Annotated in this window: 8 protein-coding genes; 6 read left to right on the forward strand and 2 right to left on the reverse strand. The window is 63.3% G+C overall.

Going from position 1 to position 12,096, the window contains the following annotated elements; translation table 11 throughout:
• Nucleotides 1-82: 82 nt before the first annotated feature.
• The 3 genes from NQ519_RS08390 to NQ519_RS08400 are packed head-to-tail and all read left to right on the forward strand — an operon-like array spanning nucleotide 83 to nucleotide 5,432.
• Nucleotides 83-1,096 carry an efflux RND transporter periplasmic adaptor subunit gene (locus NQ519_RS08390; RefSeq protein ID WP_019151605.1) on the forward strand — a complete coding sequence of 338 codons (1,014 nt, stop codon included), beginning with the start codon at nucleotides 83-85 and terminating at the stop codon, nucleotides 1,094-1,096.
• Nucleotides 1,093-4,143 (forward strand): efflux RND transporter permease subunit, encoded by a 3,051-nt coding sequence (locus tag NQ519_RS08395; protein ID WP_019151604.1) that lies wholly within the window; start codon nucleotides 1,093-1,095, stop codon nucleotides 4,141-4,143. The genes NQ519_RS08390 and NQ519_RS08395 overlap by 4 nt, the downstream gene beginning before the upstream one ends.
• The gene (locus NQ519_RS08400) at nucleotides 4,143-5,432 is read left to right on the forward strand and encodes a TolC family protein (RefSeq protein WP_019151603.1); all 1,290 of its coding nucleotides are present in this window, start codon (nucleotides 4,143-4,145) and stop codon (nucleotides 5,430-5,432) included. The genes NQ519_RS08395 and NQ519_RS08400 overlap by 1 nt, the downstream gene beginning before the upstream one ends.
• A 40-nt stretch (nucleotides 5,433-5,472) precedes the next feature.
• Here the strand turns inward: NQ519_RS08400 and NQ519_RS08405 are convergent, their stop codons facing one another.
• Both NQ519_RS08405 and NQ519_RS08410 read right to left on the reverse strand, forming a co-directional pair.
• On the reverse strand, nucleotides 5,473-6,627 hold the full coding sequence (locus NQ519_RS08405) for an acyltransferase (protein WP_019151602.1): 1,155 nt from the start codon (nucleotides 6,625-6,627) through the stop codon (nucleotides 5,473-5,475).
• Nucleotides 6,628-6,638: 11 nt separating this feature from the next.
• The gene (locus NQ519_RS08410; RefSeq protein ID WP_019151601.1) at nucleotides 6,639-7,673 is read right to left on the reverse strand and encodes a GntR family transcriptional regulator; all 1,035 of its coding nucleotides are present in this window, start codon (nucleotides 7,671-7,673) and stop codon (nucleotides 6,639-6,641) included.
• Between the two features lie 159 nt (nucleotides 7,674-7,832).
• On the opposite strand from NQ519_RS08410, the gene NQ519_RS08415 reads away from it, so the two are divergent.
• From NQ519_RS08415 to NQ519_RS08425, 3 genes are all read left to right on the forward strand, one after another.
• Nucleotides 7,833-9,305 (forward strand): GH39 family glycosyl hydrolase, encoded by a 1,473-nt coding sequence (locus tag NQ519_RS08415; protein ID WP_019151600.1) that lies wholly within the window; start codon nucleotides 7,833-7,835, stop codon nucleotides 9,303-9,305.
• Nucleotides 9,306-9,389: 84 nt separating this feature from the next.
• Entirely contained in the window at nucleotides 9,390-10,652 is a 1,263-nt protein-coding gene (locus NQ519_RS08420) for an MFS transporter (RefSeq protein ID WP_019151599.1), read from the forward strand.
• Nucleotides 10,645-12,090, forward strand: a complete 1,446-nt coding sequence (locus NQ519_RS08425) for a hypothetical protein (protein ID WP_019151598.1) — start codon at nucleotides 10,645-10,647, stop codon at nucleotides 12,088-12,090. The genes NQ519_RS08420 and NQ519_RS08425 overlap by 8 nt, the downstream gene beginning before the upstream one ends.
• Nucleotides 12,091-12,096 lie beyond the last annotated feature (6 nt).

Genomic DNA, 12,096 nt, shown 5'->3' on the forward strand with positions numbered 1-12,096 from the left:
CAATCGGCGAATTTAACCGACACGGCGGCCTTTTTCAAGAGCCCCTAAAAGGAGAACTTTGCATCGAGAAAATGCGAAATCCATGAAACGAACGATCCTTGCAGCCGCGCTGCTTATGGCCGCGGGCTGTTCATCCCCCGAAAAGGCCCGGACGGTCGATCCGCTGCGGGTCGCAACCGTCGCCGCCGCACCTTCGGCCGATGCCGGAGCCGCGGTTTATGTCGGCACGATCGAGGAGGAGGCGTCGGCCTCCCTGAGCTTCCCGGTTCCCGGAACCGTCGCCCGCACCTTCGCGGACGAGGGGCAGCGGGTGCGTCAGGGGCAGCTGCTGGCCGAGCTCGACCCCACCTCGGCGCGCCGGACCTTCGAGGCCGCCGAAGCGGCCCTGAACCAGGCGAAGGATGCCTGCGAGCGTCTGCGGCAGCTTCACGACGCCGAGAGCCTGCCCGAAATCCAGTGGGTCGAGGCGCAGACGCGGCTTCGTCAGGCCGAATCGGCCTTCGGAATCGCCCGGAAGAACCTCGAAGACTGTTCGCTGAGCGCGCCTTTCGCGGGCGTCGTGGGCCGGCGGCAGGCATCGGCCGGAGAAAATGTGCTGCCGGGCGTTCCGGTGATGACGCTGCTGCGGATCGGGAGCGTCAAGGTGCGCTTCTCGGTGCCCGAGCAGGAGATCGCCGGGCTCGGGGCGGAGAGCCGCATCGGGGTCGTCGTCGCCGCACTGGGCGACCGTGCCTTCACGGCCGGGCGGATCGAGAAGAGCGCCGTGGCGAACCCCGCGGCCCATACCTACGACGTGCGGGCGACGCTTCCGAACGACGGGGGCGAGCTGCTGCCGGGCATGGTGTGCCGTGTGACGGTTTCGCCGGCCGGAGCCGCCGAGGAGATCGTCGTGCCGGTGCGCGCCGTGCAGCAGGCCGGCGACGGCAGCCGCTTCGTATGGACGGTGCGCGGCGATTCGGCCGTGCGCACGGCCGTCACGACGGGGCGTCTGGTGAACGACGGCATCGTGCTGACCGGGGGCGTCGCTGCGGGCGACCGCGTCGTCGTGGACGGCATGCAGAAGATCGGCGAAGGCAGTAAAGTGACGGAGCGATGAAAGGTTCGAACAACGTGATCGCATGGTCGATGCGCAATTTCCGCATCACTTTCCTGCTCGTCGGGTGCCTCTTCGTGTTCGGCATCTACGGGCTGGTGCGCATTCCCAAGCAGGAGTTTCCCGAATATACGATCCGGCAGGGCGTCGTCGTGGGAATCTATCCGGGCGCCACGAGCGAGGAGGTCGAAGAGCAGCTGGCCGAACCGCTGGAGCAGTTCCTGATGACCTATAAGGAGGTGAAGCGTCCGAAGACCACCTCCACCTCGCAGAACGGCATGTGCTATGTGATGGTCGAGCTGGAGGACGACGTGAACGACAAGGACGAGGTCTGGTCGAAGATCAAGCACGGGCTGGCGTCGTTCAAGATGCAGCTGCCCTCGGGCGTCGCGGCGCTCGTCGTGAACGACGATTTCGGCGACACCTCGGCGCTGCTCATCACCCTCGAATCGGATACGCGCTCCTACCGCGAGCTGAAAGGCTATATGGACGACCTGAGCGACCGCCTGCGGCGCATCGAGTCGGTTTCGAACCTGCGTCCCTACGGCGTGCAGTCGGAGCAGATTTCGGTCTACGTCGATCGGGAGCGGCTGGCGGCCTACGGCATCGGCGAGAAGGTGATCTCCGCGGCGCTGGCCTCGCAGGGGCTCACGCCGCTGGGCGGTGCGGTGAGCAATGCCGAGACCGAGACGCCGATCCACATCGCACCCTCGCTGGCCGGGGAGCGGGAGGTCGCCGAGCAGATCATCTGGAGCGACCCCGAGGGCCACGTGCTGCGCGTGAAGGACGTGGCGCGCGTCGTCCGCGAATACGACGATCCGGACAGCTACATCCTCAACAACGGCCATCGCTGCGTCCTGCTGTCGATGGAGATGCGTGCGGGATTCAACATCGTGGAGTACGGCCGGGAGGTGGACGAGGTGCTGCACGCCTTCATCGAAGAGGAGCTGCCCGCCGATGTCGAGGTGCAGCGCATCGCCGACCAGGCCAAGGTCGTCGGGGACTCCGTGCGCGGCTTCCTCCGCGACCTGTTCGTCGCTATGGCCATCATCATCGCCGTGATGATGCTCCTCTTTCCGCTGCGTTCGGCCATCGTCGCGGCCATCACCATCCCGCTCTCCACGTTTATCTCGGTGGGCGTCATGTATCTGTGCGGCATCCCGCTCAACACGGTGACGCTGGCCGCGCTGATCGTCGTGCTGGGCATGATCGTCGATAACTCGATCGTGGTGATCGACGGCTATCTCGACTATCTCGGGCGGGGTTATTCGCGCTGGTTCGCCGCCGTGGAGAGCGCCCGGGAGTTCTTTCCTTCGCTGCTGCTGGCCACGGTCTGCATCTGCATGATCTTCTATCCGATCCTCTTCACGATGACGGGCATGTTCCGCGACTTCCTGACCTTCTTCCCGTGGACCATCACCATCAACCTGATGGTTTCGCTGCTGCTGGCCGTGCTGGTCATCCCGTTCCTCGAAATACTCATCATCCCCAACGTGCAGCCGCGCAGGGAGGATCGGAAATCCGTCACCGACCGGGTGCACGACTGTTACCGCCGGGTGCTGGCGTGGACCTTCCGCCACGGCTGGCTGACCATCTCGGCGGGCGTCGCCTCGGTGGTGGTGTCGCTGCTGATCGCCACACAACTGAAACTGCGCATGGTGCCCTTCGCCGACCGCGACCAGTTCGCCGTGGAAATCTACCTGCGTCCCGACACGCCGCTGGAGCGCACGGAGGCCGTCGCCGACTCGGTTTACCGGGTGCTGCATGCCGACGGGCGGGTGAAGTCGGTCACCTCGTTCGTGGGGTGCTCGTCGCCGCGCTTCCAGATGAGCTACGCCCCGCAGATCGCGGGCAAGAACTACGCGCAGTTCATTGTCAACACCACGTCGGTGGACGATACGGAGGCCATTCTCGACGAGTACGCCGATGCCTGGGCCGAGCGTTTCCCCGAAGCCTACGTCAAGTTCAAACAGCTCGACTACCAGAACGTTCCCTCGCTCGAATTCCGCTTCTACGGCAGCGACATCGACTCGCTGCGCCTCTCGGCCGACCGGCTGATGGCCCGCATGCGGCAGATGCCCGAGCTGGTGTGGGTGCACTCCGACTACGAAGATCCGCGCGCGGTCGTCGATGTGAGGCTCGATCCCGTCACGGCGCCCCAGCTGGGCATCACGCGGACGCTCGCGGCCGTCAATCTGGCGCTGGCCGCCGGGGACGTGCCCGTGGGTTCGGTCTGGGAGGGCGACTACAAACTGCCCGTCGTGCTGAAAAACGACGCGCGGCAGGGCGAACGGTCGCTGGCCGACATCGGCGACACCTACCTCTCCTCGTCGGTGCCGGGGGTGAGCGTCCCCCTGCGGCAGGTCGCCGACGTGGAGCCCGTGTGGAGCCAGTCGAAGATCGTACACCGCAACGGCATGCGCTGCATCACCGTCTCGGCCGACCTGAAACGCGACGTCAACGCGATGCGGATGACTTCGCGGATCAATGAAGTGCTGAAAAACGAGATCGCGCTCCCGGCGGGCGTGGAGACCGAGTTGGGCGGCGCCCGCGAGTTCGACGCCGAGACCATTCCGCCCATCGCGTCGGGACTGAGCATCTCGCTGGTCATCATCTTCTTCTTCATCCTCGTGAACTTCCGCAAGTTCGGTATCACGCTGGTCATTATGGCCGCCATGTCGCTGTGCCTGTTCGGGGCCATGATCGGGCTGTGGATCGCCGACTTCACCATCGGGCTCACCTCGGTGCTGGGATTCATCACCCTGCTGGGCATGATCGTCCGCAACGTGATCTTGATGTACCAGCATGCCGAGGACAAGCGCAAGGTGTGCCGCTGGTCGGCGAAGCTGGCCGCCTACGACGCCGGCAAGCGCCGCATGGTCCCCATCTTCCTCACGACGGCCACCACGGCCGTGGGCGTCGTGCCGATGATGCTGGGCGGCAGTACATTCTGGGCCCCCGTGGGCCTCACGATCTTCGCCGGGGGCATCGGTTCGCTGATCCTCGTGGTGACGATCCTTCCGGTTCTCTATTCGAAAATCTACAAGTGATGAAAAAGGCATTCATATATCTGCTCTTTGCGGCCTCCGCTCTTCCGGCGGGAGCCCAGACCCTTACGCTCGACGAATGCCGCGCCGCGGCCGCCGAGCACAACCGGACTTTGCAGAACAGCCGTTACGACCTCGAAGCGGCCCTCCAGACCCGCCGCGAGGCGTTCACCGGCTACTTCCCGCAGGTGTCCGCCACGGGCGGCGTTTTCCAGGCCCAGCACGGGCTGGTGCAGGCCGACTTCGGCATGACCGTCCCGCAGCTGGGGACGATGAACCTGCCGCTGTCGATGGTCAAGCGGGGGCTCGTGGGCGGCATCACCGCCGTGCAGCCCCTCTTCGCGGGGTTGCAGATCGTCAACGGCAACAAGCTCGCCCGGCTGGGCGAAGAGGTCGGGCAGTTGCAGCTGCGGAAGACCGAAGCCGAGGTCCGCGAACAGACCGACACCTATTATTGGCAGATCGTCTCGCTGCGTGACAACCTCTCGACCATCGGGGCCGTGGAACGGCAGCTGGAGGAGATTCACCGGCAGGTCGAACTTTCGGTCAAGGCGGGTCTCGTGACCACGAACGACCTGCTGCGCGTGGAGCTGCGTCAGCGGGAGATCGCCTCGAACCGGCTGAAAGTCGAGAACGGATTGAAGGTGTCGAAAATGTTGCTGGCCCAGCATATCGGCGTGGACTGGCACGGGTTCGATGTCGGGGATGCGGATTTCGGGGAGCCCGAGGCGCCGGGGGCTTTCTATGTTTCGGTCGAGGAGGCGCTCGACCGCCGGGCCGAATACCAGCTGGCCGAAAAGAACGTCGAGGCGCAGAAATACCAGAAGCGCATGGAGCGCGGCAAACGCCTGCCGACGGTGGGCGTGGGGGCCGGGTATCTCTATTATAACGTCACGGACAAGGACGTGGACGACGGGCTGGTTTTCGCGCAGGTTTCAGTGCCGATTTCCGACTGGTGGGGCGGCGCCCATGCGCTGAAAAAGGCCCGCATCCGCGAACGGCAGGCCGAGAACGACCGGCAGCAGGCCCGCGAGATGCTCGCCGTGGAGATCGAACGGACCTGGAGCGAGGTGGTGGAAGCCTATGCGCAGATCGAGCTCACGCGGCGTTCCGTGGCCTCGGCCGCCGAGAACCTGCGGCAGAACCGGAATTTCTATCAGGCCGGAACGGCCCCGCTGACCGACCTGCTCGATGCCGAGACGCTCTACACCCGGAGCCGCAACGATTTCACTTCGGCCTGCGCCGCTTACCGCACTTCGCTGGCCCGATACATGCGTGTGACGGGCCGCTGAAAAAAGCCCTGCCGAACGCGGCAGGGCTTTTTCGTGTCGGTCACTCCACGAACCGCCGGGTCACGCGCCAGCGCTGCATGAGCCATACCGTGAGCCAGCTCGCGGCGAAGGCTCCGCAGGCGATCAGCGGGATGCGCACCAGCGCCGGAAGTCCCGGAATCCGTTGCACGAGGTCGTAGCCGGCCTGCACGAAGATGAAGTGGCAGAGGTAGATGCCGAACGTGGCGCCCGCCAGCCGCGAAAGCCATGCGCGGGGCTGTGCGGCGGCTTTCTGCACGAGGATAAAGACCGGGGCGGTCATCAGAAAGACGTTGATGCCGGCGAAATACCAGACGATCTCCAGATAGGCGTAGTTGCCCGGGAACGCTCGCTGCATCGTCACGTAGCCCGCTCCCGTGACGAGGTAGCCGACGAGGAACGCCGGGATGCAGATGCCCAGCGTCTTGCGCCAGCTCCATGCGGGCGGGAATTTCACGAGGTAGAAAGCCAGCACGAGGTAGCCCGCGAAGCCCGAGACGTAGTAGAAGGTTCCGAATTCGTTCCAGTCGCAGACGCCGTAGAGGCCCATGTTGCCGTAATTGCCGGCGTAGCCCAGCGCCGGGGCGAGCATCTTCACGTAGGGCAGCAGCAGCGTCGCACCCCAGATGCCGAGCACGATCCGCAGGTCGCGCCGCGAGGCCCGTTCGAGCCATGCGCTCAGGATCGGCAGGATGAAATAGAGCCCGAGGAGCATGTAGAGATACCAGAGCGGGGTGGTGTCGTAGGTGAAGTTGAAGACGAAGGTCCACATCTTGCGGAGCGTGGCTTCGCCGGTGAACAGCGCGGGGTCGATCGACGGGCTGGCCGTGCCGACGCAGCGCATGTAGAGGAAATAGAGCACGGGCAGCGCCAGCGACCAGAAGACGAGCGCCGCGAGGATGCGGCCGATACGCTTGCGGTAGAAGGTTCCGGCATCGGTCCGCACGGGCAGCAGCAGTACGCCCGACATCATCACGAAGAGCGGCACGCAGGCCCGCACGAGACTGCCGGCCAGCGCTCCTTGCAGGAAGGTCGCGCGGTCGCTGTCGAACACGGCGACGAAGGGGTCGCAACAGTGGGAGAAAACCACCAGAAAGCAGGCGATCACGCGCAGGAGGTCTATCCAGCCGATGCGTTCGCGTGCCGGGGCGCCGGGGTCGGGGAGTCGGTTCTTCATCGTCGGGGCGCCTAAAAGGTGTTGCGGCGGATCATCTGGAAGTCGCACTTGACCTTGGAGAGCGATTTTTCGAGGATCATCCGGGCCACCAGCACGCCCATCTGCCGGAAATCGGTCGAAATGGTCGTCAGTCCGTTGAGGATGATCTCGTTGATCGGCGACTCGTTGTAGGAGATGATGCTGATGTCGCGGCCCACGCGGTAGTTCCGCTCGCGGGCCCGGCGCACCAGTTCGATCAGCCCCAGGTCGTACTGGCTGTTGAGAATCAGGTAGACTTCCTTTTCGCGGATGATCTCGGGGGTGATCTCCGTGTGGAACTCCACGGCGATCCCGTTGTCGCGGCAGAACCGCTCCACGGCTTTGCCCACCGAGGCGTAATAGAGGCTCGACGGAAGCGTCACGACGTTGAACCGGGAGCAGGTTTTGAGTTTCTTGAGCCCGTATCCCAGCCCTTCGTAGGCGTCGTTGGCGAAATCCTGATAGACGGCGCCGTAGTTGCCCGGCAGCTCCTTCATCCAGTGATCGACCAGAATGAGTTTTCGGTTGGGGATGCGCGTGAGTATCTTCAGCACCCGTTTCTGCGAGGCGGCGTCGAGCGGGAAGTGGGGCGTGATGACATAGTAGTCGAACAGGTCGAGATTCTCCTCGACGTAGTATTCCAGCAGATCGACGTTCTGGTTGTGGAGCCGGATGGTGATCTCGGCCGCGTCGCCGATCTCCCCGGCGAACGAGTTGAAAAGCACCTGTTTGTAGTTGCTCAGCTTGTCGAACAGCACGAGGACGCTCATTTTTTCCGAGACCCCTGCGGCCGAAACATAGAATCCCTTGCCCTGTCTGGCGTCGATGAATCCCTTGTTCCGAAGGATGGAGTAGGCTTTTTTGACGGTCTCTTTCGAGATGTCGAGCATGGCCGAGAGCTCGTTCATCGACGGCAGCAGGCATCCTTCGGCATACTCGCCGCTGCGCACCAGTGCCTCCACCTGCCCCACGATCTGTTTGTAAACCGGGACTTGGCTTTCATGATCTATTTTAATCGTTTCCGGCATGTTCTGTCATTAAAAAATGAAATAATAGTTGGTTTGTTCGTTTTTTTGCGTATATTTGCACCACACTACACAACACCAATCAAAGCAAGTACCACACCTCACAACTTTTATGTTGTCGTGTTACAAATATATGAAAAAAAACGCTAACCACTTTTTTTAATGAAAAAAACTTTCTTTCTCGGCCTCTCCGGTCTTTTGCTCGCCTCGGCCGCCCCGGCACAGCATTGGTCGCTGACCTGGAAAAAGATGCAGGCGGTTTCTCCCGGACTCGAACAGATCGGTTCGCTGTCGGCTGCCTCGTCGCGCGAGCTGGCCAACCCGCGCTGGTCGGTGGGATGCGAGTGTCTCGACCGCGAATATGCCGATTTTTCGGCTTACAAACCGTATGTGGGCGAGCTGGGCGTGGGCGCCGTGCGCATCCAGAGCGGCTGGGCCCGCTGCGAGCAGAAAAAGGGGAAATACGAATTCGGGTGGCTCGACGAGGCGGTTGACGGACTCCGCGAACAGGGCATCCGTCCGTGGATGTGCCTCGCCTACGGAAATCCGGTGTACGGGGCCCAGAAGAGCCTGGGATCGCGCATATTCACCGACGAGGAGACGCTGCGGGCCTGGGAACGCTATGTGACGGCCGTGGCGCGCCGTTACAAGGGCCGCGTCAGCGAGTGGGAGGTGTGGAACGAGCCGAACCTTCGGGGCGCCGACCAGTCCGCGGCCTATGCCGAACTGCTGATCCGCACGGCCGAAGCCGTCCGCAAGGTCGATCCCGAGGCGGTCATCATCGGTTTCGGCCTTTCGCGCATGCCGCTCGGATTCACGGGCCGGGTGCTGGACATCGTCCGCGAGCGCGGCAAACTGGACCTCATCGACTATGTGAGCTTCCATCCCTATTACGAAAATCCCGACGACGCCACGCCCGGCATCGAGGCGCTGGCCGAATTGGTCGCCTCCTACGATCCGCGCATCCGCCTCTTCTCGGGCGAGAGCGGCTGCCCGGCGGTCCTCGAATGGGCCCACGCGCTGCGCTACCACGAGTGGAGCGAGTACAGCCAGGCCAAATGGGTCGCGCGGCGTCTGGCCAACGATTTCGCGCTGGGCATCCGGTCGTCGATCTTCGCCATCGCAGACAATCAGTATCCCAATATGTTGCAGTCGTTCGGGCTGCTGCGCACGAACCTGCTGAAACAGGTGGTCTACAAACGGCCGTCGTATCATGCCATGCAGTACATGGTCAACCTGCTGCACTGCGGGGTGAAGCCGGCGGGAAGGCTGGCGTTCACGGCCAATACGGCCCGTGAGATCGCCCTCGTGGGACTGTCGGATGCCGACGGCAAGCCGATCGGCGCGATGTACTGGTACTCCGACCGCATTCCGGGCGACGAACTGGCCTGGGACCGCGTCGAGATGAGCGTCGAGGGGCTTTCTCTGGAAGACCCCGTGCTCGTGGACGCCGTCACGGGCCGTGTCTACGACCTGCCGCTGCCCCACGGCAGCCGCGACGGAGGCCGCATGAAACTGACCGGATGCCCGGTGTGGGACGCCCCGATGCTGCTGATCGAGCGCAGCGCCGTGCCGTTCCGCGGCGAAGCCGTCGAACGCAAGGCCGCCGGAACCCGTCAGGATATGCTTTATTGACCCAGCTTTTTCGTTAAGCCGAGCGCAGAGCCGCATTCGACCGGGCGCTGCCGAGGCGAGAGTGCATAAATGAACCTATAACCAATGACAACCGCAACCGTCGGGAAGAAAAACCCGAAGTACAAATGGGAGGTGCTGGCCCTGCTGTGGGTCGCCTATCTCCTGAACCAGGCCGACCGTCAGGTCTTCAACGTGGTGCTTCCGCTCATCCGCGAGGACCTGGGCCTGAGCGATGTGGCCATCGGCTCCATCGCCACGGTCTTCAACCTTTTCTACGCCGTGCTGGTGCCCATCGGGGGACTGGTGGGCGACCGTTTCAGCCGGAAATGGATCGTCACGGGGAGTATCCTGTTCTGGAGCGTGGCCACGATGTTCACGGGCCTCTGCAACGGGTTCGTGATGCTCGTGCTGATGCGCAGCGTCGCCACGGGCGGCGGCGAGGCATTCTTCGGACCGGCCAACTATTCGCTGCTGGCGCAGTACCACGACAAGACCCGGGCTTTCGCCATGTCGATCCACCAGACCGCCTACTACATCGGCATCATCATCAGCGGCTACGCTGCGGGCTATGTCGGGCAACTGTGGGGCTGGCGCAGCGCCTTCTACGTCTTCGGCGCCGTCGGCGTCGTGCACGGCGTCATCATGGCCGTGCGGCTGAAGGACAAGAAGGAGCCGGCCGCCGCCGCCGCCGCGTCGGCCGCGGAGCCCAAGCCCCGGTTGACGGAGGGCTTCCGCATGGTCTTCACCACGCCGACGGCCCTGATCCTCACCATCTGCTTCTCCGGGCTGATCTTCGTGCTGACGGGCTATCTCACGTGGATGCCGACCTACCTCTACGAGAATTTCGGCATGGACCTCGCGGGCGCCGGCTTCCACTCGATGTTCTACACCCACTTGTTCGCCTTCGTCGGCGTGCTGTTGGCCGGACGCCTCTCGGACAAGCTCGGAAGCCTGCATCCCGCATGGCGTATGGCCATGCAGGGCTTCGGACTGCTGGCCGCCGTGCCGTTCATCGTCCTGATGGGCAACTCGGTCACGCTGTGGGTCATCTACGTCGGGTTCGCCGGCTTCGGATTCGCCCGCGCGTTCTTCGACGCCAACACCTACACGGTGCTCTACGACGTTATCCTGCCCCGGTATCACTCCTCGGCCTCGGGCGTGATGATCATGACCGGATTCGCCATCGGCGCGCTGGCTCCGCTGGTGCTGGGCATGGTGAAGCAGGCCGCGGGGCTGTCGTTCGGCATCTCGATGCTGGCCGTCGTGTGGCTCGTGTGCGGCGCGGTGATGCTCCTGGGAGCCAAATATTTCTATATGAAGGACTATAACAAGATCAGACATGAATAGTAACCTGAAAACCAGAAAAGCGAAAGCAGGTCTGCTGCTGATCGCGTCGCCCCGTTTCAAGACGCTGGGCGAAGGGCTCCGGCGGGGCACGTATGCCGAACGCAAGGACGCCGATGTGAAAAAGATACTTGCGACGATGGAATTCCTCGACGTTGTGTTCCCCGGGATCGTCTACGACAAGGAGGAGGCCGTGGAGGCTATGGACCGCTTCTACATGGAGAAGGTCGATTTCGTCATCGCCGAGTTCCTTTCGTGGTCCGAGGACTTCGCGTGGATACGCTTCCTGCGCGACATGCCCGAGGTGCCGATCCTCTTCGTCAACGTCGCCAAGGACCACGTTTCGTTCCGGGACACGCTGGACGAGGACGACTTCATCGACTACCTCTGCGCCGGAACGCTCGTCGGATCGCTCGAAGCCTCCGGGTCGGTGCCCCGCACGGGACGCCGGCACGTGAAGGTCGTGATGGGTTCGCGCGAGGAGGTCACCGGGCAGATCCGCCTCTTCGCTTCGGCGGCCCGCGCCCGCGCCATCCTCCGCCAGTCGAACCTGGGGTTGCTGGCCAACTACAACGAGGCCATGTGGTCCACCTACATCGACCCGTACGACTTGTTCACCAAGCTGGGCCCCGAAATCCGCTTCCTGCCCTATTCGACCTACGGCGAGATGATCGATGCCGTGAGCGACAAGGAGTTGCAGGCGTACTGCGGCGAGCTGACCTCGCGCTACAAGATGATGGACGACGTGGCGCGCGACAAGTTCGAAGCCTCGGTGCGCGCCTCGATCGGCTTGCAGAAGATGGCCGAGCGGTCGGACATCGACGTGATGGTCTTCAACGACATCGACCGGGCCATGTTCGAGCTGGTGGGCCTGCGCGCCGGGTTCTACCATCCGTGGTTCAACGACAACTGTTCGGTGCTGGTTCCCGAGGCCGACATCGGCGCGGGTCTCATCACCTACCTGCTGAAGCTGATCTCGGGCAAAAACGTCAACTTCCTCGAACCCTTCCACATCGAGTCCGATTACGGCACCTTCGCCGGCGGCCATGCCGGTCCCAACGACCACAACGACCCCGCCTGGCAGCAGAACGTGGTCATCGCCCGCGACGTGCGCTTCGCCAAGACCTCCTACAAGTACGCCGGGGCTCCGTTCGCCTGGTACCGCATCTCGCCGGGGCGCAAGACAATGGCGCAGCTGGTGGAGTGCGACGGACGCTACAAGCTGGTCGCCACGCTGGTCGATTCGCTCGAAGGCGATCACATCCTGGCCACCTATTCGCACAGCATCTTCCGCCCGGTGGTTCCCGTCGAGCGGCTCTTCGAAGAGATCCTGAAAATCGGCACCACGCAGCATTTCGCCATCGTTGACGGCGACTACCTGCGCGAGCTGGGCATGTTGGCCGAGATCATGGACTTCGAATATCACGAAATTATGAATTAACCCTAT

The sequence above is a fragment of the Alistipes senegalensis JC50 genome, assembly GCF_025145645.1.
GTDB classification, from domain to species: Bacteria; Bacteroidota; Bacteroidia; order Bacteroidales; family Rikenellaceae; genus Alistipes; species Alistipes senegalensis.

Bases quoted from the DNA above. Each gene is read 5' to 3' on its own strand.
- NQ519_RS08390 (WP_019151605.1), top strand. From the start codon at position 83: ATGAAACGAACGATCCTTGCAGCCGCGCTGCTTATGGCCGCGGGCTGT.
- NQ519_RS08395 (WP_019151604.1), top strand. From the start codon at position 1,093: ATGAAAGGTTCGAACAACGTGATCGCATGGTCGATGCGCAATTTCCGC.
- NQ519_RS08400 (WP_019151603.1), top strand. From the start codon at position 4,143: ATGAAAAAGGCATTCATATATCTGCTCTTTGCGGCCTCCGCTCTTCCG.
- NQ519_RS08405 (WP_019151602.1), bottom strand. From the start codon at position 6,627: ATGAAGAACCGACTCCCCGACCCCGGCGCCCCGGCACGCGAACGCATC.
- NQ519_RS08410 (WP_019151601.1), bottom strand. From the start codon at position 7,673: ATGCCGGAAACGATTAAAATAGATCATGAAAGCCAAGTCCCGGTTTAC.
- NQ519_RS08415 (WP_019151600.1), top strand. From the start codon at position 7,833: ATGAAAAAAACTTTCTTTCTCGGCCTCTCCGGTCTTTTGCTCGCCTCG.
- NQ519_RS08420 (WP_019151599.1), top strand. From the start codon at position 9,390: ATGACAACCGCAACCGTCGGGAAGAAAAACCCGAAGTACAAATGGGAG.
- NQ519_RS08425 (WP_019151598.1), top strand. From the start codon at position 10,645: ATGAATAGTAACCTGAAAACCAGAAAAGCGAAAGCAGGTCTGCTGCTG.